Raw genomic sequence first — 24,529 nt, 5'->3', positions numbered from 1 at the left:
CCGCCGCCCCCCTCAGACCTGTTAACGTCGCATGGCAGACGGTCTTAACGGGCACGAATGCGCGCGGTACCCGCGGGACGCGGCGGCAAGGTGGTGGCTGAAGCAATGGCACGAGTGGTAGTGATCGGCGATCTCATGACCGACGCTGTCGCGCGGGCGTTCCACCCGCTGGCACGCGGCAGCGACACCCCCGCGTCGGTCATCACCTACGGCGGTGGCGCCGGCGCGAACGTCGCGGCGTGGCTGGCCATCGAGGGCACCGAGACCACATTCGTCGGCCGTCGCGGCTCCGATATCACGGGGCGCACCCGGGAGATGGAGCTGATGGGCTACGGCATCGACTCCCGCCTCGTCATGGACCCGGAGCGGCCCACGGGCACCTGCGTGGTGATGATCACCCATCGCGGCGACCGCACGATGCTCAGCGACCCCGGCGCCAACGCCCGGCTCCAGCCCGAGGACCTGCCGCGCGACGTCTTCGCCCCCGACGGCCACCTGCACGTCTCCGGCTACACCCTGATCAACGACGACTCCCGGCGCGCGGCCCGGATGGCGCTGCGCATGGCGCGCGAGACCGGGATGTCGATCTCCGTCGACTCCGGTTCCCACGCCCCGCTGGAGCGTGCTGGCGCGGAGAACTTCCTCGACTGGACCAACGGCGCCCGGCTGCTGTTCGCCAACAACGACCAGGCCCGCGTGTTGACCGGCCGCGACGAGCCCGAGGCCGCCGCCAAGGTTCTCACCGCCTGGTTCCCCAACGTCGTCATCAAGATGGGCGACGAGGGAGCGCTGTGGGCGTCCAAGACCCGCGACGACATCGTCACCGTCCCGGCCGAGCCGGTGGAGCCCTCACCGGGCTCGATCGGCGCGGGCGACGCCTTCATCGCCGGTTTCCTCCCGGCCTGGCTCGCCGGCCGCCACCCCAAGGACGCCCTGGGCCACGCCCAGACCCTGGCGGCCCGTGCCCTCCACCAGCCCGGCGCCCGCCCCGACCTCGGGGACGCCTAGGCCGTCGTCCCTCTGGCTGGGGGCCGGGGGTCTGCTGTGCGGCCTTGTCCGCGGTCGGCCTCTCCGGTGTTCGGTGGTGAAAAGCGGCACCGACGGCGGAGGGGGTGGAGGCACCCTGTCGGCTCGCAGGCGGGGCCGGGCAGCCGGAAGACGGGTAAGACGCTGTCCGGAATCCCTACTGCGCGATGATCATGGGATAAGCCACTGATTTTGCCCGTTTTGTCGGGAAAATCCCCGTGATCATCGGCGGAAGGGACTCCCGGCTCCCGCATGGCGGAAGCACGCTCACGTCCAGCGGAACACCGGCATTCCGGCCCGACCGCTACTGACGTTTCACCACCGCAGTCACCCGTCTCTCCGTTGATCTCGGGGATATCGACGGAATTTTGGCGAGAATTCCGTCGATATCCCGAGATCAACGGAGGGAGGGGACGGAGAGCGCTTTCCCACGCCCGCCGCCGGGTCCCGCGTCCCGCCCCAGGAGCCGAGCGGGCCCCAACCCCCTTCTCGTCGGTGCCGCCCCGCATTACGGATCTGGAGCCTGCTAGCGGCCAATGCTCCCGACGCTTGCCCGACCCCTCACCCGCCCGCCAGGCGATCGGCGCCCCAAGCCCCCTCCGCCGTCGGTGCTGCTTTTCACCACCGAACATCGCGCGGGCGACCGCGGACAAGGCCGCCCAGCAGACCTCGGGGGGACACGTGCGCCCCGCAGCGCGGAGCGGCATGCGACAGGCGTCCAGCGCCCAGCGCCCAGCGCCCCCGTCACCCTCGCGTGGCCAGGGTGAGCGGAAGGACGGCGTCGGCTCCCGCCTCGCGCAGCAGGCGAGAAGCCAAGGTGAGGGTCCAGCCGGTGTCGGTGTAGTCGTCGATCAGCAGGACCGGGCCATCCAGGGTGGCCAGGGCCGCGGCGACCGGTTCGCCGACCGTCAGCGCGTTCCACACCTGGGCGAGCCGCTGGGCGCTGTTGTGGCGGCGCGGCCCGGGGCCGTCGGGGTGCGTGTAGTCGAGCGTGCCCACCGGTGCGAGGCGGCCGACCCGGGCCAGGCGCGCGGCCAGGTCGGTGATCATCCGGGGGCGGGTGCGTGAGGGCATCGCGACGACCCCGGCCGGGCGCTGTTCCCATGGCCAGGCCGCGAGGACGTCGATGATCCCCTGGAAGACGCGGTCGCTCACGGGGTCGTCTGGAGCGTCGGCGGCGAGGAGACGCCGCATCTCGGTGCCCCAGCCGATGTCGGTGAGGCGGGCCAGGGCGCGGCCCTCCTGAGCGCGCTGTCCGGCGGGGATGTTGCCGGAGGCGGAGACGCCCAGCGCCGCCATCCCGGTGGGCCACTGCTTGCGCGGCGCGACGGCGGTGCCGGGGCGGGCCAGGTGCGCGGCCGCGGCGGCGCGCCGCTCGGGGTCGATCTCGGCGGACCAGCGGCGTCCGGTGCAGGAGTCGCAGCGCCCGCACGGCGCGGCCTCCGGGTCGTCGAGCTGGCGGCGGAGGAACTCCATGCGGCAGCCGTCGGTGGCGATGTAGTCGAGCATGGCCTGCTGTTCACGCTCACGCGCCGCGGTCACCGCGGCGTAGCGTTCGGCGTCATAGCTCCACGGCTGGCCGGTGGTCACCCAGCCGCCGCGCACCCGTCGGACCGCGCCGTCGACGTCGAGCACCTTGAGCATCTGCTCCAGGCGGCTCCGCCCCAGGTCGACCTCGGTCTCCAGACGCGGGGTGGACACCGGGCCGTCGGCGGCGGCGAGCGCGTCGAGCGTCCGGCGGACGGTCTGCTCCGGTGGGAACGCCAGGCTCGAGAAGTAGCGCCAGATCTCCTGGTCCTCGCGGCCGGGCAGCAGGATGGCCTCGGCCCGGTCGACGCCGCGCCCGGCGCGGCCCACCTGCTGGTAGTAGGAGATGGGCGACTGCGGGGCGCCGAGGTGGATGACGAACCCCAGGTCGGGTTTGTCGAAGCCCATCCCCAGCGCGCTGGTGGCGACCAGCGCCTCGATGCGGTTGTTCAACAGGTCGTCCTCGGCCCGCTGGCGATCCTCGGGGTCGGTCTGCCCGGTGTAGGCGCGGACGTCGCGCCCGCACTCGGTGAGGAACGCCGCCGTCTCGGTGGCGGCGGCGACGGTGAGCGTGTAGATGATCCCCGACCCGGGCAGCTCGGGCAGGTGGTGGGCGAGCCAGCTCCAGCGCGCGGTGGAGTCGGGCAGATCGACGACGGCCAGGCGCAGGCTGGCGCGGTCCAGGGACCCGCGCAGGACAAGCGTCCCGGCCCCGTCGCCGACCTCCAGCTGCTCGGCGACGTCGCGGGTGACCCGCTCGTTGGCGGTGGCGGTGGTGGCCAGCACCGGGATTCCCGCGGGGAGATCGCGCAGCAGGGTGCGGATGCGCCGGTAGTCGGGGCGGAAGTCGTGCCCCCAGTCGGAGACGCAGTGGGCCTCGTCGATGACCACGAGCCCGGCACCCGCGGCGAGCTCGGGGAGGACGCGGTCGCGGAACTCGGGGTTGTTCAGGCGCTCGGGACTGACCAGGAGGACGTCGACCGCGCCGGCGGCGACCTCCGCGTACGTCTGCTCCCACGCGGTCATGTTGGAGCTGTTGATGGTGTGCGCGCGGATTCCGGCGCGCTCGGCCGCGGCGATCTGGTTGCGCATGAGGGCGAGCAGCGGCGAGATGATGACCGTGGGCCCGGCGCCCGCGGCCCGGCGCAGCGCGGTGGCCACGAAGTACACCGCCGACTTGCCCCACCCGGTGCGCTGGACGACCAGGGCGCGCCGCCGCTCGGCGGCCAGCGCGTGGATGGCCCGCCACTGGTCCTCGCGCAGGCGGGCGGACGGCCCGGCGAGCGCGCGCAGGTGGCGCTCGGCCGCCTCGCGCATGGCGGGGTCGGTGGCGGAGGTCGCGAGCACGCTCTCAGGGGGCACGGAGGTAACCATGTGCTCCTTGCTATCAGAAGCCCCCCGCGGACGCCGCTCTTCGTCCACAGCCGTGGCGCCGAACGGTGCGGGGCGACCGCCCGTCAGGGCAGCAGCCCGTGGGCCGCCAGCCGCTCGTGCAGGGCGGAGGCCAACCCGTCGACGTCCAGGAAGTCGGTGATCGTGACGACGATCGGGGCGAGGTCGCCCAGTTCGGCGGTGTGCAGCTCCTGCCCGATGACGACGTCCGCGCGCATGCCGCGTGCCGACGACACGTCGGTGGCCTCGACCCGCGCGGGCAGGTCGAGCGCGCGCAGCGCGTCCTCGGCGGTGACCTTGAGCATCAGGCTCGATCCCATGCCGACACCGCAGACGGTGAGCACCTCCAGTGTCCGGTCCATGTCGCGTTCTCCCTTTCCTGTGGTCGATCGGTCGGCGCGAAGGCCCCTTCAGCCCTGTTCGCTCTCGGTCGCGGGGGTGCGCTCCCCCGCTGTGCGCCGCTCCCTGCGGCCCAGTGCCAGCAGCACGGCGACGGTGGTCACGAGCGCGACGACGGGGATCGCCCAGATCGCGGCGCCGCCGATCAGCGGCCGCATCCCGGCGATCAGCCAGGCGATGGCGTACCAGTCGGGGTCGGCCAGGGTCGCGAGCTCGGGGGCGGTTCCCGCCAGCAGCCCCCAGGTGAGGGCCTGGCCGACGGCGAGCACGACCCCGGTGAGCGCACCGCCCAGCACCGCGCCCGGCCAGCCCGCGACGGCGTTGCCGAACACGGCGGCCGAACCTCCGACGAAGAAGAGCATGATCATCGGGGGGATGAGGGTGAACCACCCCGCCGCGGCGAACAGGCCGAGCAGGAGCAGGAAGACGGCGGTGGCGGCGACGAAGCCGAGCATCACCGCTGCCGGCGCGGCGGGGAAGACCGTGGGCGCGTCGAGCGCGGGGCGGGTGCCCGGGATGACCCGGTCGCTGAGGCCTTTGAACGCGGGCACGATCTCGGCCAGGAACATGCGCACGCCGAAGAGCAGGATCGCGATGCCGCCCGCGAAGCGCAGACCGACGAGCAGCGCCCACACCCACGGGGAGAGCCCGGGGTCCATCTCCGCCGCCCGATCGGCCGCCGTGTCGGGGCCGGCTGCCGCGACCGCGCCGAGGAGCAGGACGGAGACGACCAGGGCGGTGCTGACGTTGACGTCCTTGAAGAAGGAGAGTCGGCGGGGCAGCACGAGCTGCTCGGTGCTCCGCGCCTCCAAGCGGCCGAACGCCCGCCCGGCCCAGCCGGTGAGGAGGCAGATCAGCGAGCTGGTGTGGGCGAAGCCGAAGCGGTCCTCGGGCATGACGCGCAGCATCAACGGGCGCATCCACACCGGTTGCAGGGTCCAGTAGGCGGCCACGACACCCGCACCGCACAGCACGAGGGTGGGGCGGCCGGCGCCGGGCGCGGCGGTCACCAGGGCGGCCACGACGATCGTGCTGATCCAGAACATCAGGTGGCCGGTGAGGTAGAGGTAGCGCGCGGCGGTGAAGAGCCGGACCAGCACCACGTGGGCGAGGAAGGCCAGGGTGAGGACCAGCGCGATGGTGCCGCCGTGCGAGCCGAGGAAGTCGCCCAGCGAGCGGTCGGCGGCGGGCGGCGCGGCCCCCACGGCGTCGGCGAGGACGGCCTGGAAGCCCTCCAGTCCGCCGGTGAACACCTCGACGCCGATAAAGAGGATGACCACGCCCACGGCGGCCCGCAGAGCACCGCCGACCACGTCCTCGACGGGCTTGCGCTGCAGCAGCAGCCCGGCCAGGGTGATCAGGCCGATGAGCAGCGGCACCTGGCCGAACAGGTTGTCGGCGAGGAACACCAGTGCGTTCGTGACGCTGTCCGTGACGAGGTCCATGCGGGGGACGCGCTCTCACTTCTCGGGAACATAGAGGCGGATGTCGTCGACCACGGCGGAGCCCTCGTAGAAGTTCAGGTGGGGGTCGCCGATGATGAGGGAGTCGGGGTAGGCGGACCCGGCGGGCCAGGCGTGCTCGGTCGTGTAGGTGCCGGAGTGGCCGGTGTGCGTGAGGCTGCGGTCGAAGGCGCCGTCGTACTCCTCGGGCGTCTGGTTGTAGTGCCAGATCGGGCGGCCGTCCTCGACGAAGTCGTGCCGGAAGCGCAGCGTGATCGGCCCGGGCGCCCCGCTGTGCCGGAACGGACCGCTCATCTCCAGCGTGTAGCCGGCGGCGTCGCGTTCGACGGCGAAGCGGTAGGCGGCCTCCGGCAGGAGTTCGGGACGCAGCTCGGTGCTGGTGAGGATGCCCGAATACCGCCCCTCGTCGTCGAAGGGCTCATCGCCGGAGTATTCTCCGCAGGCGGTCTTGAAGTAGTACTCGTTGCCGATGTTGTTGATTCCGGAGCGCATTTTGTCGCCGCGGATGAAGATCGCGTTGACGCCGTTGAACGTCCCGTCGTCGACGCCGTGGATCTTTCCGGTTTCCGGGTCGCAGACGCCGTTCTTGAGCGACCACGTCTGGTGGCTGTAATAGCCGTCCATGACCACTTTGCGGCGAAAGTGGATCCCGGGGTTGCCTTGCGGAGACGGCGTGGCGTGGTCGAGTATCCCGAGATAGTAGAAGCCGTTCTCCTTGGTCACGTTGTGGTAGTCGCAGCGGCCGACTCCGGGCAGCGCGCCGTTGAAGGTCCACGGGAAACTCGTCTTGCACGTGTTTTCGGTCCGGTACCCGTTGTACTTTCCGTCGTATTCGAACGAACCGTCCCGCATTCCGCCGAAGTCGATGTCGCGGAGCGTCATCTCCACGCGGTACCGCTCCGGGAGCGGGTCGGTGGAGCGGATCAGCACACCGGCGTCCCAGCTGGGTTCGTCGATCCGGGCGGCACGCTGCCCGTCCGGCAGCTCGACGGTGGACAGGCCCGGAGATGAGTCGGGTGCGCCGGACGTGTCCTTGTCCACGGCCGCGATCTCCGCGGTCAACCAGCCGTCCTGGCCGAAGGCCACACGTTTGCGATACACGTCCAGGGTGGCGAGCTGCTCGGAGAAATCGGGGTCACTGATCGCGTGCCACGCCTCGCCGTCGTCCCCGAACGCGTCGATATACCAGGGACTGCCCCGGTCCTGCGGGTCACGCGTCCAGGGGGCGGCGTCGATGTGCAGGGGATCACCGAAATCCTCCTCCGCGACCAGGCGCCATTCGGTCGAATGGTCGCGGTCCGCGACGTCCGCCACCGCGACCGCCGCCAATGGCGCCACGATGATCCCGCTCAGCACCTCCGCGGCCGTTCTTCGATACCGCATGTGGGATCCTCCGACCCGATCGGAGCGCACTGGAAACGCCAGAGTAATTCGAATCTCCGCCGCCGTGAACGACCATCGGATATCCAGCGCAGGAAACACCACGTCGCAGGGCGGTATTTCCGTTCGAAGGCGCGGAATACGGCGCCCGGGCCGTGTCATCCGGGCGGATCCGGGGACGATCTTGGTCGTCTGCCGAGCCCGTGCCCGCACCGACCGAAATCGCCGAAAGTCCCCACAAGCGGCGCGACGTCGCCCTAAGCTCCTAGGAAACCGCGGTCACAGCCGACCTCGCGGAGACCGCGTCGTCACGCGCGATCGTCTCAAGGAGAGAACCACCCATGGCCCGTCCGTGTCCCCGCTGCGGCGGCTCCGGTAACAGCCCCGACGGATCCGGCAAGTGCTATTTCTGCAGGGGGAACGGGGAGACCCAGCTCGCCCCGGCCCCCTCGTCATGAGCGTCGACCTCACCGACCTGAGCCGCGGTGGGTCCTTCGACGCCGCCTGGAGGGCGTGGGCCGAGGGGCACGCCGCCGCCTCCGGCCATCCCCCGCCCGAACCGGGCGACCGCCCCCTGCACCTCTATGACGTGCTGCCGCCCGACGTACTGCGCCGCCTGGACTGGGTGACGCTGCAGTGCGCGGCCATCACCAAGATCCTGCCCGACACCCGCTGCGACTCCGACCTGGTGCTGCGCTTCGCCGCCACCTACCGCGAGCCGGGACTGCGGCGTGTGCTGGACGACATGCGGCGCCATCCGCCGACCTGAGGCCGGGGGCTCACCGGCGCCGCGGCCCCGGCTCCTCCGGGGCGTCGGCTCCGTTCCCCGTTCCGCTCGCATGCACGGCGTCGGCCAGCTCGTCGACGACCAGGTGCTCCTCCTCGGTCTCGCCGCGGCTGTAGGCCACCCGGCCCATGGTCTGGGCGAGCACCGGGATGGTGATGAACTGGAAGAGGGCGACCAGCACCAGCGGGGCGGCGGCCGCCACGTCGGGGAGCTGGAACGCCGCGCCCGCGAGAATGAGCACCAGGCCGACGGTGTCGGGCTTGGTGGCGGCGTGCATGCGGCCCAGCAGCGTCGGGAACCGCAGCAGGCCCAGCGTGCCGAAGAGGGTGAACAGGGCGCCGAGCGGCATCAGCACGGCGGTCATCACGTCAGTCGCGGTCATGCGCCCGCCTCTCCGCGAACCGCGCCGCCGTCAGCGTGGAGACGAAGCCCAGGAGCGCGATGCTGACCATCACGCCGATGTAGGCGTTGTCCCCGCGCACCGCCATCTCCACCGCCACGAAGCTGACGAACAGCACCGACAGCGTGCTCAGGCACATGACCCGGTCCAGCACGGAGGGTCCGCGCACCAGCCGGAACAGGACGAACAGCACCGCCAGCGCCAGCATGGCGGCGGTCGCCGTGTAGACGATGTCGAGCATGTCTCACCCACCCTTCCGCGCGGTGGCCGGTTCGCCGCTGTGGCGCGGTGATCGCGCCGCCGTCTCATTCACGGGAGAACTCCTCCTCCGCCGCCTCGAACCCGGCGATGTCGTCGGCGGTGCCGAACGCCCGGACGAACAGCTCCTCGGTGCGCCGCACGCGGCGGCGCAGCCGTTCCGCCTCCTCCGGCGTCCCGATCGGCATGCCGTGCACGTAGATGACGCCCTGGTCCCGGTTGAGCTCGATGACCAGGCTCCCGGTGATGAGCGAGAGCCCCCCGCTGACCATGGCCAGCAGCAGGTCGGAGTCGGTGCGCATCGGCACGGCGACGATCGCGCCGTTGGCCTCGCGCGGCCGCCACAGCACCCGGAAGGCGACGTGGGCGCTGGAGAGGATCAGGTCGGACACGAAGTGTCCGATGAGCCGCAGCACGCGCAGCGGGCGGAAGCCCAGCCGGACCGGGATGTGCGGCAGCTTGGCCACGGAGTAGCAGACCGTGGCGACCCCGGCCCCGGCGAGGACGGTTCCCGGGCTCGCGTCGCCCCACAGCAGCGTCCACATCACGGTCAGCCAGGCGACCGTGGGCAGTCGCCCCAGGATCCGGCGCCAGCGGGGGCGCGCGGCGGCCGGGTGGTCGTGCGCGAGCGGCGGGGTCATGACGCGCCTCCGGGAAGGACGGCCTCGATGTAGGCGCCGCCGTCGAGCAGGTCGTGCGCCGCGGTGAAGGAGAGGTCGACCAGCGGGCCGCCCAGCAGCGCGACGAGCACGCCGACGGCGACCATCACGCCGGTCGTCGCCGTCATCATCCGCAGACCGGCGGCGTCGGGGCCGCGCTTGAGCTCGGCCCGGGCCGTGAGCATGTCCGGCAGCGGGGTCCCCCAGAACGCGCGGGTCCACACCCGGAAGATCGCGATGAGGGTGAGCAGGCTGGTCAGTAGGCCCGCGCCGATGGCGACCCAGGTCAGCCACCCGCCGACCTCGACACCGGCCTGGAACAGCGCGACCTTGGCGATGAACCCCGACATCGGCGGGATCCCGGCGAGGCTGACCGCAGGCAGGAAGAAGTAGATCGCCAGGGCGGGCGACACCGCTGTCAGACCGCGGATGGAGCGCAGCGACGTGTGCCCGACGAACTGTCGGACCAAGCCGTTGACCAGGAACATCGTGGCCTGCACGACGATGTGGTGGACCAGGTAGACCATGACCCCGGCGATTCCGGCCACCGTGTTCAGCGCCAGCCCGAAGATCATGAACCCGATGTGGCTGACCAGGGCGAACGACATGATCCGGTTGATGTCGTCCTGGACGAGGGCGCCCATGATGCCGACGACCATGGTGGCGATCGCGATCCACAGCAGTACCGCGGAGACGTCATCGCCGCCGAAGAGCAGGGTCTGGGTGCGGATGATGGCGTAGACCGCGACCTTGGTCAGCAGCGCCGCGAAGATCGCGGAGATGCGGGTGATCGCCACCGGGTAGCTGTCGGGCAGCCAGAAGTGCATGGGGACGATGGCGGCCTTGATCCCGAACACCACCAGGAACAGCAGCGCCAGCACCATGCGCAGGTCGTCGGGGGCGCCGTCGAGCTTGACGGCGATGTCGGCCATGTTCACCGTGCCGACGAGCGCGTAGACCAGCGCGATCCCGGTGAGGAACAGGATCGAGGAGGTGAGCCCGACGACGGTGTAGATCATGCTGGCGCGCACCCGCGCCCGGGTGGGGGCCTGGGTGATCAGCGCGTAGCTCGCGGTCAGCATGACCTCGAAGGCGACGAACAGGTTGAACAGGTCCCCGGCCAGGAAGCTGAGGCAGACCCCGGCGGTGAGCACCAGGTACAGGGGATGGAAGGTCTGCGGGGTGGCGCGGCTGAGGCCGCCGATGTCCTGGCCGATGGCGTACAGGAGCACCAGGATCAGTACGACAGCCGAGACCGTGAGCAGCAGCGCGGCCAGCGGGTCGGCCACCAGGGTGATGCCCAGCGGGGCGGGCCAGTTTCCGGCGTGGCTGGTGAGCACCGTGCCGTCGGCGGTCAGCGACAGCAGCCACGCCGCGTCGGCGACCACCGCGGCCAGTGTGACGACGCCCGCCACCTGCTGGGAGCGCGGGGTGCGGCGGAGCAGCAGAGTGATGCCCGCCCCCAGCAGCGGGATCACGAACGGTCCGGCGAGCAGCAGGTTCACTGGGAGTCCTCCGGCTCACTCAGCCGCCCGATGCGCCGGTCCTCCAGGTCGTCGGGGACCTCGTCGTTGGCGTCGCCCAGCCAGACGCGGTAGGCGAGCGCGAGCAGGTAGGTCGTCACGCCGAAGGTGATGACGATGGCGGTCAGGGCCAGGGCCTGCGGCAGCGGGTCGGAGATCTGCCCGCTGCGCCCGCCGAGCAGGGGCGGCAGGGTGATGGCCGCGTCGGTCAGCATCAGCGACAGGTTCGCGGCGTGGCCGAGCATGACGATGCCGAAGACCACGCGCATGAGGGAGCGCTGCAGCAACAGGTAGAAGCCGCTGGAGTAGAGGATCGCCAGGGCGATGACGAGGACGAGTCCGGGGACGTTCACGGCGTTTCCTCACTCCCTCCGGTGGTGGGTCGGGACGCGGTCGTGGGGGTGGTGTTCGCGGGTCGCATCCGGCGCCGCCGGATCGCGCTGACGGCCCGGGCCTCCTCTTCCTCGGCCTCCATGCGCGCGCCCAGGGCGGCCACCACCGCCAGCACGAGGCCGACGACGATGAGCACGACCCCCAGCTCGAAGAGGAGGTAGCTGGAGAACTTCACCTTCCGAAGACGGGGAGGTCGGCGGTGCCGGCGAACGTCTGCAGGATCGGCGCTCCCCACAGCAGCGGGAGGGTGGCGGTGCCGGCGGCGACCAGCAGACCGATGGCGAGCAGGCCCTGGGGCCGCATCGGCAGCCCGGCGGCGAGCTCGCGGCGGCCGCCCGCGATGTAGCGCAGGACGTAGGCCATCCCGGCGACCAGACCGGCCGCGAATCCTCCGCCGGGCCGGTCGTGCCCGGAGACCAGGAGGAACACCGCGAAGGTCAGGATCGAGGGATGAGCAGCCGGGCGACGACCTCCAGCAGCACCGACCGGGGCCGAACACCGGGCGGGTGACTGTGCTGAGCCAGCGCTCGCGGGCGCTTCCCAGCCCTCGGAGGCGCGCCGCGGACCCGGCGGGTGTCCTCGGTCATGGCGTCCCTCCGTTCGTTGCCCCATCTGCCGATCCGCCGCTCGCCGACCCGCCTGACCCCGATCCGCCGGGTTCGGGGCCGTCGCGGCCACTGAGTTCTCCCCGCCGCCGGGGCGTCCTCGCCGTTCTCCTCCTCCGGTTCCTCCACGACCACGCGCGCCCGCCGGTTGAGCAGGACCAGGGAGGCCACCGCGATCGCCGCGGTCGCGAGCACGACGATCTCGCCGAAGGTGTCCAGCGCCCGGAAGTCGGCGAGGATCAGGTTGACGAGGTTGTCCCCGCCGGCCTCGGCGGCGTGCCGGGCGTATCCCGCGAGATGGGCGCGTCGGTGCGCGCCGCCGTCATCGCCCACAGGGCGACGGCGATGAACGTTCCGGCCGCCGCGCAGAGCAGGACGGTCAACCGCTTGCCCCAGCCGTTGGGGCGGGTGCCGAACGTGGGGGGCAGCCGCCGCAGGACGAACACCAGGATGATCGTGGTGAGCGTCTCCACCAGGACGAGGGTCAGCGCCAGGTCGGGGGCGCCGTACAGCACGAACAGCCCGGCGATACCGAAACCCGTCGCGCTGATCAGGATCAGCGCGCCGAACCGCCGATGTTCGCGGATGGTGGCGATCGCGGTGACCGAGATGACCACCGCGACCAGGCCCTCCAACGGCGTGTTCCACAGCAGTGGCCCGTCGGAGCCGCCGGGCAGGGAGATGCCCCCGTCGGCCAGACCCGCGACCAGGTAGGAGCCGGGCAGCGCGAGCAGTGTGGCCAGGATGATCCCGAGGTAGACCGGCAGCGAGCCGCTCTGCGTCCGCCGGGTGACGCCCAGCGCGGCGGCGTAGACCGCGTGCAGGAAGAAGTGGTAGCCGACCTCGGCGTCGAGCCAGCGCGGCATCGCGTTCTGCACCCGGGTTACCAGGGCCCGCCCGAGGAACAGCAGCACACCGGCCGCGATCACCAGCGCGGTGAGTCCCAGGGTGGGGGTCAGTCCGTGCCACAGCGCGAGGTGGTAGGGCTCCCCGACGGCGAACAGCGCCGCGTGGCCCCGCGCGACGGCGTCGACGGGCACGGGGTAGAGGCCGAGCAGCAGGCCCAGCGCCGAGGTCAGCAGGGGTGCCGCGACGAACGCGGCGGCGGGCGCGGCGAAGCGCCGTTCGGAGACGGTCTCCTTGTCGGCGAACGCGCCCCACGCGAAGCGCGCGCTGTAGCCGAACGTCAGGATGGAGGCGATGACCAGGCCGGTGAGCATGAGGGGCGCGGTCAGCGGCCACGTCCCCGGGGCGCGATCGGGCAGGAAGGCCTCGAGTGCCGCCTCCTTGCCGATGAACCCGAGCAGTGGGGGCACCCCGGCCATCGACGCGGCGGCCAGCACTGCGGCACCGGCCAGGAGCGGCATGCGGCGGCCGATCCCGGTCAGCAGGGAGATGCTGCGGGTGCCGGTCTGGTGGTCGATGATGCCGACGGTGAGGAACAGCGTCGACTTGAAGAACCCGTGCGCGAGCAGCACGCCGATGGTGGCGGCCGCCGCGGTCTTCGTCCCCGCCCCGGCGAGGAGGGTGAGGAAGCCCAGCTGGCTGACGGTGCCGTAGGCGAGCAGCAGTTTGAGGTCGTCCTGGCGGAGTGCGCGCCAGCCGCCGATGACCATGGTGACCAGGCCGAAGGTGAGCACGATCGCGCGCCAGGGGTCGACGTCGGCGAAGCCCGGGGCGAGCCGGGCGATGAGGTAGACCCCGCCCTTGACCATCGCCGCGGCGTGCAGGTAGGCGCTGACCGGGGTCGGCGCCACCATGGCGCCGGGCAGCCAGAAGTGCAGGGGCGCCTGGGCAGACTTGGCGAACGCCCCCGCCAGGATGAGCACGAGCGCCACCGGCAGCAGGGGGCTGGCCAGCGGCGGGTCGGCGAGCAGGACGGAGATCCGGTAGCTGCCGCCGATGTGGCCGAGCAGGACGAACCCGATGAGCATCAGCAGGCCGAACCCGGCGGTGACGACCAGCGACTGGGTGGCCGCGCGGCGGGCGTGCTCCTTGCGGTCGTCGTGGCCGATCAGCAGGAAGGAGGTGACCGACGTCAGCTCCCAGAAGACGAAGAGCGCGAAGAGGTTGTCGGTCGTGACGACGCCGAGCATCGCGCCGGAGAACAGCACCAGCAGGGCGGCCAGGCGCCCCAGGGCGCGCTCCTCGGCGTGGAAGTACCAGGCGCAGTAGCCGAAGATCACCGCGCCGACGCCGCTGACCAGCACCACCATCGCCAGGGCGAGGGGGTCCAGCAGCAGGTCGAAGCCGATCCCCAGGCCGGGCACCCAGGGCACGGACGTGGTGACGGGATGTCCGGCCACCACGTCGGGGGCCTGGACCAGGGCCCAGATCGCGGCCGTCGCGGGCGGGAGGGCCGCCACCAGGAACGCGCGCGGGCCCAGGGCGCGCACCAGCCGCGGCAGCAGCGCGGCGACCGCGGCGTGCAGCAGGAGGATGAAGGGCAACAGCATGTGGAGGCCAACCGTTGGGAGCGCTCCGGAGTGCGCGGTGCTCACCTCCGGGCGGTGAACGGACGGGGTGGGACGGGGTTGGGCGGACCGGACACCGCAAGATTAGCCTGAGTCACACAGCACACCTTGACTCCGACGCGATCCGGTGTAGCATTCGCCGCGCTTTTTCACCCTCCGCGTATAATTACTCTCCGTGCTGCACCGGCCCGACCAGGAACAACGCCGGCGGAGCCCATCGCGGGCCGGGGCGAGTTCCCAGATACACCGTGTTTGATCTCACCGAATGCCCGAAACGGCGGTCGGAGGGCCGATTCGCTCCCGTCGGACGGAACCGCAGACGTCGGGGGAAAGCATCACACAAAGTAGTCATCACCGTCCTTCTGCCACCCGTTCACCGCCCTGGGAACGGCCTCTTCACGCGGTTTTAACGGGATCTTGACGCCCCTCTGCGCCGCCGATTCCGGCCCCGCGCCGCGCCCGATCGCGCCAATCGGTTCGCGATGGTCTCTTCGGCGGGTCAGAATTACCGGCATGGCCCGTACTACATCCGCTCCCCCTGAGGAACCCGCCGAGAAGATCATCGACATCGATGTCTCCGAGGAGATGCGCGGCAGCTTCCTGGAGTACGCCTACTCGGTGATCTACTCGCGCGCGCTGCCGGACGCCCGCGACGGGATGAAGCCGGTACAGCGCCGCATCCTCTACCAGATGAACGAGATGGGGCTGCGCCCCGACCGCGCCCACGTGAAGTGCGCCCGCGTGGTCGGCGAGGTGATGGGTAAGCTCCACCCCCACGGCGACAGCGCGATCTACGACGCCATGGTGCGGATGAGCCAGGACTTCGCCATGCGCGTCCCGCTCGTCGACGGGCACGGCAACTTCGGCTCGCTGGGCGGCGACGACGCCCCCGCCGCCATGCGCTACACCGAGTCCCGGATGGCCCGCGCCGCCCAGCTCCTGGTCACGTCCATCGACGAGAACGTCGTGGATTTCCAGCCCAACTACGACGGCCAGGAGATGGAGCCGGAGGTGCTCCCGGCGGCCTTCCCCAACCTCCTGGTCAACGGCGCCTCGGGGATCGCGGTGGGCATGGCCACCAACATGGCCCCGCACAACCTGGGCGAGGTCATCGCGGCCGCGCGGCACCTCATCGCCAAGCCCGACGCCACGCTGGACGAGCTCATGGAGTTCGTGCCCGGCCCGGACCTGCCCACCGGCGGCACCATCAACGGGCTCGACGGCATCCGCGACGCCTACGCCAAGGGCCGCGGCACCTTCAAGACCCGCGCCACCGTCTCCATCGAGAAGGTCTCGCCGCGCCGCACCGGCCTGGTCATCACCGAGCTCCCCTACAACGTCGGCCCGGAGAAGGTCGTCGGCCGGATCAAGGAGCTGGTCCAGTCCAAGAAGCTGCAGGGCATCTCGGACCTCAAGGACCTCACCGACCGCAACCAGGGCCTGCGCCTGGTCATCGAGCTGAAGAACGGGTTCAACCCCGAGGCGGTCCTGGAGGAGCTGTACCGGCTCACGCCGATGGAGGAGTCCTTCGGCATCAACAACGTGGCGCTCGTCGACGGGCAGCCGCAGACGCTGGGCCTGCGCGAACTGCTGCAGGTCTTCGTCGACCACCGGCTCGACGTGGTGCGCCGCCGCTGCGAGCACCGCCGCAGCAAGCGCCAGGAGCGCCTGCACCTGGTCGCCGGCCTCCTCGTCGCGCTGCTCAACATCGACGAGGTCATCGCGCTGATCCGGCAGTCCGAGGACACCGCGCAGGCGCGGCAGCGGCTGATGTCGACCTTCGAGCTCTCCGACACCCAGGCCCGCTACATCCTCGACACTCCGCTGCGCCGACTCACCAAGTACGACCGGCTGGAGCTGGAGAACGAGCGCGACCAGCTCAACTCGGAGATCGCCGAGCTCACCGCGATCCTGGAGTCGGACAAGAAGCTGCGCAAGGTGGTCTCCGGCGAGCTGGCCAAGGTGGCCAAGGAGTTCGGCGTGCCCCGCCGCACCGTCCTGCGGGAGAGCTCCGGCGCCACGCGCAGCGCGGTGATTCCACTGGAGATGGGCGACGAGCCCTGCCACGTGCTGATGAGCACCACCGGCCAGCTGGGCCGCAGCAAGGGTGCCACGCTGCCGCGGATGCACGACGGCCTCCGTACCGAGCACGACGCCGTCGCCCTGTCGATCCCGGCGCGGACGCGCGGCGACCTCGGGTTCATCACCGATCTCGGCCGGATGATCCGCGTGCCCGTGGTGGAGCTCCCCGAACTGCCGGACGGCGACGGCGACACCCCGGCCCTGGCCGCGGGGGTCCCGGCGAGCGAGTTCGTGGAACTGGACACCGACGAACGGCTGGCCTCCATCGTCGCGATGAACGCCGATGGCCCGGGGATCGTCCTGGGGACCGAGCACGGGATCGTCAAGCGCGTCGCGCCGGAGTACCCGACGAACAAGGACGACTTCGAGGTCATCAACCTCAAGGAGGGCGACCGGATCATCGGCGCCGCCCAGCTGTCCACGGGTGAGGAGGACCTCGTCTTCGTCACCTCGCAGGCCCAACTGCTGCGGTTCCCCGCCTCGGCCGTCCGACCGCAGGGGCGCGCGGCCGGCGGCGTTGCCGGGGTGAAGCTGTCCGACGACGCCCGGGCCGTGTGGTTCGGAGTGGTCGCCCTGCCCGAGGACTCGGTGGTCGTCACGGTCACGGGTTCCTCGACGGCGCTGCCCGGCACCCAGGCCGGGGCGGCGAAGGTGACGCCGTTCGAGGTGTACCCGGCCAAGGGCCGCGCCACCGGCGGCGTTCGCTGCCAGCGCTTCCTCAAGGGGGAGGACACCCTGCTGTTCGCCTGGATCGGCCGCGCCCCGGCCCGCGCCAACCGCGCCGACGGCGGCCCGGTGCGCCTGCCCGACCTCGATCAGCGCCGCGACGGCTCCGGCGAGCCGCTGACCAGCCCCGTCGCCATCGTGGGCAGTGGGCGGACCGACTCCGGGGCAACGCCCCCGGCCTGATCGCGCCACGGCGCCGCCGCTGACGGCACCGACGGCACCGACGGCACCGACGACCCTGACGTGCGGTTCCCTCCCCTCGGTTGAGAGAGTGGGAGGGAACAGCACACCGCCGATGTGGCGACCGCACCCGTGGTGAGGTGCGGGGAGAGTGGAGGAGAAACAGATGAGCGGCGCCTTCGACGACGTACTCGAGGCCAATGCGGCCTATGTCGCCGAATTCCGTCTGAAGGGTCTGCAGCCCGTGGCCGCGCGCGGGCTGGCCCTGGTGACGTGCATGGACTCGCGTATCGAGCCGCTGGACATGCTCGGCCTGCAGCCGGGCGACGCCAAGATCCTGCGCAACGCCGGAGCGCGCGTCACCGATGACACGCTGCGCACCCTGGTCCTCGCCGTGTACCTGCTGGGGGTCGAGCGGGTCCTGGTCCTCCCCCACACCCGCTGCAAGATGGCCTCGGTCGCCAGTGACGAGGAGGTGCACGACACCATCCTGGCCACCCACGGCGTGGACACCCGCAGCCTGGAGTTCAAGACCGACAACGACCAGCTCGGCGCACTCCGGCATGACCTGGAGCGGATCCGGCACCACCCGCTGCTGCCCAAGGGGCTGTCGGTGGCCGGAGCGATCTACGACGTGGACAGCGGGAAGGTCACTCCGGTCGACGCCTGACCCCCTGGCCCGAGGCGGGAATAGCACAACGCCGTCGGCTGTTGTGCTGCGGAGACGTTTGGGGGTGCACGTGGAGGAGACGACCTACGAGACCTTCGCCCGCGGCCGCAAGTACTTCGACCTCGGCGACCCGATCAGAGCTGCCCGGATACTGGCCCCACTCGCTGAATCAGAACCGCACAGCCGCTCGATCCTGGAACTCCTGGGCCGGGCCTACTTCCACTCCGCCCAGCTGAAGAAGGCCGAGCGAACGTTCCGCAAGCTCGTCGAGCTCGACCCGTGCGACAGCTGGGCGCACATCGCGCTGGCACGTTCACTGGAGCGGCAGAGCCGCGAGGACGAGGCGGCACCGCACCGGCGGATGCACTCCGTGATGTCCGGCGGCTCGCTCGACTGAGCCTCGGGTGCGCCGTTCCCGCTCCCGCCTCGCGATCGACGCCCATCGGGCCGGGCCCCACTCCCGGGGCCCGGCCCGACCTGCGCTGACGCCCGGGAACCGGGGTAGCATGCGGCGTATGACAGCCCCGGGAGACGAACACGGCCCGGCCTGGGTCGACCGCAGCTGCGCGCGCACCCGGTCCTGGGTGGACGAGGCGATGCGCAGGGTCGTCGCCGACGCCAACCGCTCGGCCGACACCCACCTGCACGTGTTCCCTCTCCCCCTGGAGTGGGGCATCGACCTCTACCTGAAGGACGAGTCCGTCCACCCCACCGGCAGCCTCAAGCACCGCCTGGCCCGGTCGCTGTTCCTCTATGGCCTGGCCAACGGCTGGATCACCGAGAACACCACCGTCGTCGAGGCCAGCTCGGGCTCCACCGCCGTCTCCGAGGCGTACTTCGCCCGGCTCATCGGCGTCGACTTCATCACCGTGATGCCGCGGTCGACCAGTCCGGAGAAGATCGAGCTGATCGAGCGCTACGGCGGGCGCTGCCACTTCGTGGACATCCCGGCCGAGATGTACACCGAGGCCGAGCGGCTGGCCGCCGAGTGCGGCGGCCACTACATGGACCAGTTCACCTACGCCGAGCGGGCCACGGACTGGCGCGGCAACAACAACATCGCCCAGTCGGTCTTCGAACAGCTCGCCATGGAACGCCACCCCGTCCCCGACTGGATCGTGGTGGGGGCGGGCACCGGCGGCACCTCCGCGACCATCGGCCGCTACCTGCGCTACCAGCGCCACCACACCCGGCTGGCCGTGGTCGACCCGGAGAACTCCGCGTTCTTCCCCGGCTGGGTCACCGGCGCGTCGGACTACAGCACGGGCATGCCCTCCCGGATCGAGGGCATCGGGCGCCCCCGGATGGAGCCGAGCTTCGTCGCCTCGGTCATCGACCTGATGGTGTCCGTGCCCGACGCCGCGAGCATCGCGGCGATGCGCCACCTCAACGACGCCACCGGACTGTGCGCCGGAGGGTCCACCGGCACCAACCTGTGGGGCGTCTGGCAGATCATCGCGCGCATGCTGCGCGAGGGGCGGCGCGGCAGCGTCGTCACCCTCCTGTGCGACGGCGGTGAGCGCTACCGGCACAGCTACTACGACGATGACTGGGTGGCGGCCACGGGGCTGGGGCTCGCGCCCTACACCGCCACCATCGAGCGCTTCCTCGCCACGGGGACGTGGGCACCGCCGGAGAGCGGCGGGACCGACGGGGTCCCCGACCGCTGAGCGCACCGCCACGGACGCGACGACTCCATTCAGTAGTCGACCGACAACTCTTCGGAGTCGACCGCAGGCGCGGCCAGAGACCGACACCCGGGACTCCGTCAACGATCCATGGCGCGATCTTTACCGCTCTTGTGTGTCCTAGGTCACCCACCGTGGGAAGGGTAGGTGACGTTGGCCGCCATCGGAGGACACACCCCCGACCTGGGCCGACGGCGATCCTGACATCCATGGGCATAGGGGGATGCACATGTGCAGCGACTCGTGTTCGGCCGACGGCGCGAAGCGGGGGGCCGGACGATGACCCACCAGACGCGCGCGGCACACGTACCCGGGCCGACCCGCCCGACGGAAGCGGTGGCCGCTCCCGCGGAACGCGGCCCAGGCACCGTCGAGGTCAAACTGACCATCAACGGAACCGACCACAGCCTGGACATCGAGCCGCGGGTCAGCCTGCTCGACGCCCTGCGCGAGCACCTCGACATCACCGGCCCCAAGCGGGGCTGCAACCAGGGGGCCTGCGGCGCCTGCACGGTCTGGATGGACGGCCGCCGGATCGTCTCCTGCCTCACCCTGGCCATCTCCTGCGAGGGCCACGAGATCTCCACCGTCGAGGGCCTCGCCGACGGCGAGCAGCTGCACCCGATGCAGCAGGCGTTCATCGAGCACGACGCGTTCCAGTGCGGCTACTGCACGCCCGGCCAGCTGATGTCGGCCATCGCGCTGCTCGACGAGGGCCACGCCGGTGACGACGCCGAGATCCGGGAGTGGATGAGCGGCAACATCTGCCGGTGCGCCGCCTACCCCAACATCCGCGACGCCATCCGCGAGGTGCGCGACACGGCGGAAGGGGGTCGGTGATGCGACCCGTCGCCTACACCCGCGTCTCCGACGTCCCCACCGCCATAGCCGAGGCCGCCACCGACCCCGACAGCGAGTTCCTGGCCGGCGGCACCACCGAGGTCGACATGCTCAGGATCGGCGTCGCCCGGCCGCGCCGCGTCGTGGACATCAACGACCTGCCGATCTCCCGCATCGAGGACCTGCCGGACGGCGGCGTGCGGCTCGGCGCCATGGCCCGCATGAGCGACGTCGCCCGCGCGCCCGGCGCGCGGGAGCGCTTCCCGATGGTCGCCCAGGCGCTGGAGCTCGGCGCGTCGGCGCAGCTGCGCAATATGGCGTCGATGGGCGGCAACCTCATGCAGCGCGTACGCTGCGGCTACTTCCGTGACGGGACCGCCCCGTGCAACAAGCGGGAGCCCGGCTCGGGCTGCGCCGCCATCAGCGGGATCAACCGCACCCACGCGGTGCTCGGCACCAGCGACCACTGCATCGCCACCCACCCGTCGGACGTGGCCGTCCCGCTGGTCGCGCTCGACGCCGTCGTGCACATCCAGGGACCGCAGGGGACGCGCACCGTCGACTTCGACGACTTCTTCCTGCTGCCCGGAGACACACCCGAGCGGGAACACCCGATCAGCCACGGCGAGCTGATCACCGCGATCGATATTCCGGCCACACCGATGGCCCGCAGGTCGACCTTCCTGAAGGTGCGCGACCGCGAGTCCTACGAGTTCGCCCTGGCCGCCGCGGCGGTGGCGATGCGGATGGACGGCGGCGTCATCGGCGAGGTGCGTATCGGCCTCGGCGGCGTGGCCACCAAGCCCTGGCGCGCCCGGCGCGCCGAGGAGATCCTGACCGGGGCGCGCGCCGACGACCGCGACGCCTTCGAGCGGGCGGCGCGCGAGGAGATGGCCCCGGCCGTCCCGCAGACCATGAACGGGTTCAAGATCGAGCTGGCCCAGCGCACCATGGTCCGCGCGCTGGAGACTGTCGCCGCGAGTGAGGAGCCTGAGCGCCAAGGAGGTACGACGTGAAGGCGATCGAGCAGGCGGAGGCGTCGGTGCTGACCGGCCGCAGGCCCGATGGCTCGGGCGGCGGAGCGTGCGAGGAGCCTGAGCGCGAAGGAGGTACACCATGAGTGCGCCGACGAGATCGGAGATCGGGCGCCCACTCGACCGCGTCGACGCGCGCGCCAAGGTCACCGGCGGCGCCCGGTACTCGGCGGAGTTCACGCCGTCGGGGACGGCGCACGCCGTCCTCATCGGCGCGGAGATCCCCAGCGGGAGCGTCACGTCCATCGAAGCGAGCGACGCGCTGGCGGCCGAGGGCGTCTTCGCCGTCCTCAGCCACCTGAACATGCCCAAGATCGCCGGGGAGCCGCACCTGATCCCGTCGATCGCGGGCACCACCGCGCACGCGCAGAGCTTCTTCCCGATGCAGGACGCCACGGTGCACTACGCGGGGCAGCCCGTGGCGATGGTCATCGCCAACACGCTCGAACGCGCCCAGTTCGCCGCCACCCTGGTCCGGATCGGCTACCGGGAGGAACCGGCGATCACCACCATCGAGCAGGGGCGCGCCCAGGCCTATGAGGCCGAGCGGATCTTCGGCGGGTTCATCCCCGGCCGAGCCGAGCGCGGCGACGTCGAGTCCGGGCTGAGCCAAGCCGAGGTGCGCATCGACCGCACGTTCCACCTGGCCGCCAACCACCACAACCCGATCGAGCCGTCGGCGACGACGGCCGTCTGGGACGACGCGCGGCTGACCCTGTACGACGCCACGCAGGGCCCCACGGCCACCCGGCTGACGGTGGCCGATCTGCTCGGCGTCCCGCCGTCCAACGTCCGCGTCATCAGCGACTACGTCGGCGGAAGCTTCGGCTCCAAGGCGATGATCTGGCACCACCCCGCGCTGGCCGCGTTCGCCGCCCAGCACGTGCGGGCGCCGGTGAAGCTCGCGCTGACGCGGGAGCAGATGTTCCACTCGTGCGGGCACCGCGAGGAGCAGGAGCACCGCGTCGTCCTGGGGGCGCGGCGCGACGGCACGCTCACGGCCATGCGCCACCACAAGCTCTCGCCGACCTCGCACTTCGACGACTGGGCGGAGCCGTCCCTGAACGCGGCGTCCCAGGTGTACGCCTGCCCCAACTACGAGGGTGTCTACCGGCTGTTCAAGGCCAACACCATGACGCCGACGTTCATGCGGGGGCCGGGCGAGGCGTCGGGGGTCTTCGCGTTGGAGACCGCGATGGACGAGCTCGCCTACGAGCTCGACATCGACCCGATGGAGCTGCGGCTGCGCAACCACGCCGACGTCGACCCGGAGTCCGGCAACCCGTGGTCCAGCAAGGGGCTCAAGGAGTGCTACGCCCGCGGCGCGGAACTCTTCGGCTGGGCCGACCGGGATCCGCGGCCGGGCATGCGACGTGAGGGCAACTGGCTGATCGGTACCGGGATGGCCAGCGCCATCTACCCGGTCTATCTGGCCATGAACCCGCAGCGGGCGCGGGCCCGGGTCTACGCCGACGGCCACGCCGTGATCGAGAGCGGTGCCGCGGACTTCGGCACCGGGGTCGGGACCATCATGGGGCAGGTGGCCGCCGACGGCCTCGGCGTCTCCACCGACGTGGTCGCGGTCCACTACGGCGACACCGAGCTGCCCAACACCGTCGCCGCGGTCGGGTCCGCGGGCTCCGGCGCGGTCAGCGCGGCGGTGCACACGGCCGCCACCGCCCTGCGCGACCAGCTCATCGCGCAGGCCGTGGCGGACGCGCACTCACCACTGCACGGCGCCGACCCGGCCGCCGTCGTGGTGCGCGACGGGCGGATGGTGCTGCGCGACCGGCCGGACACCGGCGAGACCTACGCCGAGCTGCTGCAGCGCAACATGATGTTCGACGCGGAGGCGCTGGGGTCGTGGAACCCGCCCGGCCCGGACACCGGACACGGCATGGCCACCTTCGGCGCCCAGTTCGCCAAGGTGGCGGTCGACCCGGACCTGGGCCTGATCCGGGTCCGCCACCTGACGGGCGTGTTCGCGCCGGGGCGGGTGCTCAACCGCAAGACCGCGCGCAGCCAGCTGATGGGCGGCATGCTCTGGGGCGTGGGGCAGGCGCTGCTCGAAGCCACGCACATGGAGCCGCAGTACGGCCGGTGGGGCAACGCGAGCATGGGCGACTACCTGCTCCCGGTCAACGCCGACGCGCCGGACGTCGATGTCGAGATGATCGAGGTCGAGGACCGGGTGGTCAACCCGCTCGGCGTCAAGGGGGCCGGCGAGATCGGCCTGGTTGGCGTGTCGGCGGCCATCGCCAACGCGGTCTTCCACGCCACCGGCCAGCGCTTCCACGACCTGCCGATCACCATCGAGAGCGTGATCTGACCACTGGACGGCGCCCGCTGTGTGCCCAGCCCGGCTCGGGGCACATGGCGGGCGCCTTGGCTGCGCGACCGGGACCCACCCGGCACGCGTGTCGCGCGGGAAGGGAGGCGGCGGCATGGAGCGGCCGGACGCTCCCGCCGACGAGCCCGTCACCACCCTGTTCACCTGGAAGGTCGTGCCGGGCCGCGAGCACGAGTTCGAGGACTGGCTGCGCGGGATCAACGCGGCCGCCGCCCGCTTTCCCGGCCACCAGGGCGTCACGTGGCTGCGCCCCTCGGGCGAGGGACGGCACTACCACGCGGTGCTGCGCTTCAGCAGCGCCGACCAGCTCACCGACTGGCTGCGCTCCGACGAGCGCGCCGCGTGGACCCGCCGCGTGGAGGGGATCGCCGCGGAGGCCGCCGACCGGGCGCACACCACCGGCCTGGAGACCTGGTTCAGCCTGCCGCACACGGCGGTACGCCCGCCGCCCCGGTGGAAGATGTCGCTGGTGTCGTTCTGCGCGGTCTACCCGTGCGTGCTGCTGTTCAATGTGCTGTTCGCCGCCGAGCTGGCGCCCTGGCCGGTCGCGCTGCGGGCGCTGGTGCTGCCGATGGTCATGGCCCCGCTGCTCACCTACGCGATCATGCCGCTGCTCAGCCAGCTGCTACGCCGGTGGCTCTACCCGAACCTGGGATGACGCGGGGGTGGCCCC

General features: G+C 71.4%; 23 protein-coding genes. 10 read left to right on the top strand and 13 right to left on the bottom strand.

The features are described from left to right. Positions 1 to 114 precede the first annotated feature (114 nt). Positions 115 to 1,008, top strand: coding sequence for a carbohydrate kinase family protein (locus tag CDO52_RS10445; RefSeq protein ID WP_051060915.1), 894 nt, complete (start codon positions 115 to 117; stop codon positions 1,006 to 1,008). Positions 1,009 to 1,770: 762 nt separating this feature from the next. Here the strand turns inward: CDO52_RS10445 and CDO52_RS10440 are convergent. The 4 genes from CDO52_RS10440 to CDO52_RS10425 all read right to left on the bottom strand — a co-directional run bounded on the left by CDO52_RS10440 (position 1,771) and on the right by CDO52_RS10425 (position 7,190). Beyond that, positions 1,771 to 3,927, bottom strand: coding sequence for a RecQ family ATP-dependent DNA helicase (locus tag CDO52_RS10440; RefSeq protein ID WP_094932342.1), 2,157 nt, complete (start codon positions 3,925 to 3,927; stop codon positions 1,771 to 1,773). A gap of 83 nt (positions 3,928 to 4,010) precedes the next feature. Next, positions 4,011 to 4,307 (bottom strand): PTS sugar transporter subunit IIB, encoded by a 297-nt coding sequence (locus tag CDO52_RS10435; protein WP_017621110.1) that lies wholly within the window; start codon positions 4,305 to 4,307, stop codon positions 4,011 to 4,013. Positions 4,308 to 4,355: 48 nt separating this feature from the next. Further along, positions 4,356 to 5,789 carry a PTS ascorbate transporter subunit IIC gene (locus CDO52_RS10430; RefSeq protein ID WP_094932341.1) on the bottom strand — a complete coding sequence of 478 codons (1,434 nt, stop codon included), beginning with the start codon at positions 5,787 to 5,789 and terminating at the stop codon, positions 4,356 to 4,358. Positions 5,790 to 5,804: 15 nt separating this feature from the next. After that, positions 5,805 to 7,190 carry a hypothetical protein gene (locus CDO52_RS10425; RefSeq protein ID WP_017621107.1) on the bottom strand — a complete coding sequence of 462 codons (1,386 nt, stop codon included), beginning with the start codon at positions 7,188 to 7,190 and terminating at the stop codon, positions 5,805 to 5,807. 451 nt (positions 7,191 to 7,641) lie between these two features. Between CDO52_RS10425 and CDO52_RS10420 the strand changes: the two genes are divergently transcribed. Next, positions 7,642 to 7,956, top strand: coding sequence for a hypothetical protein (locus tag CDO52_RS10420; protein ID WP_017621106.1), 315 nt, complete (start codon positions 7,642 to 7,644; stop codon positions 7,954 to 7,956). 10 nt (positions 7,957 to 7,966) lie between these two features. On the opposite strand, the gene mnhG is transcribed toward CDO52_RS10420, so the two are convergent. From mnhG to CDO52_RS10385, 9 genes are all read right to left on the bottom strand, one after another. Then, positions 7,967 to 8,356: a monovalent cation/H(+) antiporter subunit G gene (mnhG, locus tag CDO52_RS10415; RefSeq protein ID WP_017621105.1), complete on the bottom strand. Its 390-nt coding sequence runs from the start codon at positions 8,354 to 8,356 to the stop codon at positions 7,967 to 7,969. Continuing rightward, a complete protein-coding gene (locus CDO52_RS10410) occupies positions 8,343 to 8,615 on the bottom strand; it encodes a monovalent cation/H+ antiporter complex subunit F (protein WP_017621104.1) in 273 nt (90 codons plus the stop codon). The genes mnhG and CDO52_RS10410 overlap by 14 nt, the downstream gene beginning before the upstream one ends. 64 nt (positions 8,616 to 8,679) lie before the next feature. Beyond that, entirely contained in the window at positions 8,680 to 9,273 is a 594-nt protein-coding gene (locus tag CDO52_RS10405; RefSeq protein ID WP_017621103.1) for a Na+/H+ antiporter subunit E, read from the bottom strand. Further along, entirely contained in the window at positions 9,270 to 10,796 is a 1,527-nt protein-coding gene (locus CDO52_RS10400) for a Na+/H+ antiporter subunit D (protein ID WP_017621102.1), read from the bottom strand. Before CDO52_RS10400 ends, CDO52_RS10405 begins: the two co-directional genes overlap by 4 nt. Further along, positions 10,793 to 11,167: an NADH-quinone oxidoreductase subunit K gene (locus tag CDO52_RS10395; protein ID WP_017621101.1), complete on the bottom strand. Its 375-nt coding sequence runs from the start codon at positions 11,165 to 11,167 to the stop codon at positions 10,793 to 10,795. Before CDO52_RS10395 ends, CDO52_RS10400 begins: the two co-directional genes overlap by 4 nt. Beyond that, positions 11,164 to 11,382: a hypothetical protein gene (locus tag CDO52_RS28680; RefSeq protein ID WP_232524435.1), complete on the bottom strand. Its 219-nt coding sequence runs from the start codon at positions 11,380 to 11,382 to the stop codon at positions 11,164 to 11,166. The genes CDO52_RS10395 and CDO52_RS28680 overlap by 4 nt, the downstream gene beginning before the upstream one ends. After that, the gene (locus tag CDO52_RS28675) at positions 11,379 to 11,636 is read right to left on the bottom strand and encodes an MnhB domain-containing protein (RefSeq protein WP_232524434.1); all 258 of its coding nucleotides are present in this window, start codon (positions 11,634 to 11,636) and stop codon (positions 11,379 to 11,381) included. Before CDO52_RS28675 ends, CDO52_RS28680 begins: the two co-directional genes overlap by 4 nt. Before the next feature lie 8 nt (positions 11,637 to 11,644). Further along, positions 11,645 to 12,145: a hydrogen gas-evolving membrane-bound hydrogenase subunit E gene (mbhE, locus tag CDO52_RS28670; RefSeq protein ID WP_232524433.1), complete on the bottom strand. Its 501-nt coding sequence runs from the start codon at positions 12,143 to 12,145 to the stop codon at positions 11,645 to 11,647. Further along, entirely contained in the window at positions 12,052 to 14,268 is a 2,217-nt protein-coding gene (locus CDO52_RS10385; protein ID WP_232524432.1) for a proton-conducting transporter transmembrane domain-containing protein, read from the bottom strand. Before CDO52_RS10385 ends, mbhE begins: the two co-directional genes overlap by 94 nt. A 531-nt stretch (positions 14,269 to 14,799) precedes the next feature. Between CDO52_RS10385 and CDO52_RS10380 the strand changes: the two genes are divergently transcribed. The 8 genes from CDO52_RS10380 to CDO52_RS10345 all read left to right on the top strand — a co-directional run bounded on the left by CDO52_RS10380 (position 14,800) and on the right by CDO52_RS10345 (position 24,514). Then, entirely contained in the window at positions 14,800 to 17,277 is a 2,478-nt protein-coding gene (locus tag CDO52_RS10380; RefSeq protein WP_017621098.1) for a DNA gyrase/topoisomerase IV subunit A, read from the top strand. A 163-nt stretch (positions 17,278 to 17,440) separates the two neighbouring features. Next, complete coding sequence (locus tag CDO52_RS10375) at positions 17,441 to 17,944, top strand: beta-class carbonic anhydrase (RefSeq protein WP_017621097.1); 504 nt, start codon at positions 17,441 to 17,443, stop codon at positions 17,942 to 17,944. A 70-nt stretch (positions 17,945 to 18,014) separates the two neighbouring features. After that, complete coding sequence (locus CDO52_RS10370; RefSeq protein WP_026126267.1) at positions 18,015 to 18,341, top strand: tetratricopeptide repeat protein; 327 nt, start codon at positions 18,015 to 18,017, stop codon at positions 18,339 to 18,341. Positions 18,342 to 18,459: 118 nt separating this feature from the next. Continuing rightward, positions 18,460 to 19,614, top strand: a complete 1,155-nt coding sequence (locus tag CDO52_RS10365; protein ID WP_017621095.1) for an L-cysteine desulfhydrase Cds1 — start codon at positions 18,460 to 18,462, stop codon at positions 19,612 to 19,614. A gap of 297 nt (positions 19,615 to 19,911) precedes the next feature. Continuing rightward, positions 19,912 to 20,472 carry a (2Fe-2S)-binding protein gene (locus CDO52_RS10360; protein WP_083920089.1) on the top strand — a complete coding sequence of 187 codons (561 nt, stop codon included), beginning with the start codon at positions 19,912 to 19,914 and terminating at the stop codon, positions 20,470 to 20,472. After that, complete coding sequence (locus CDO52_RS10355) at positions 20,472 to 21,488, top strand: FAD binding domain-containing protein (protein ID WP_017621093.1); 1,017 nt, start codon at positions 20,472 to 20,474, stop codon at positions 21,486 to 21,488. Before CDO52_RS10360 ends, CDO52_RS10355 begins: the two co-directional genes overlap by 1 nt. A 100-nt stretch (positions 21,489 to 21,588) precedes the next feature. After that, positions 21,589 to 23,835, top strand: a complete 2,247-nt coding sequence (locus tag CDO52_RS10350; RefSeq protein WP_026126266.1) for a xanthine dehydrogenase family protein molybdopterin-binding subunit — start codon at positions 21,589 to 21,591, stop codon at positions 23,833 to 23,835. Positions 23,836 to 23,950: 115 nt separating this feature from the next. After that, complete coding sequence (locus tag CDO52_RS10345; protein ID WP_017621090.1) at positions 23,951 to 24,514, top strand: antibiotic biosynthesis monooxygenase; 564 nt, start codon at positions 23,951 to 23,953, stop codon at positions 24,512 to 24,514. The last annotated feature ends 15 nt before the right edge of the window (positions 24,515 to 24,529 follow it).

The sequence above is a fragment of the Nocardiopsis gilva YIM 90087 genome (assembly GCF_002263495.1).
GTDB lineage: Bacteria > Actinomycetota > Actinomycetes > Streptosporangiales > Streptosporangiaceae > Nocardiopsis_C > Nocardiopsis_C gilva.
This window is presented reverse-complemented; position numbering and strand designations above follow the sequence as displayed.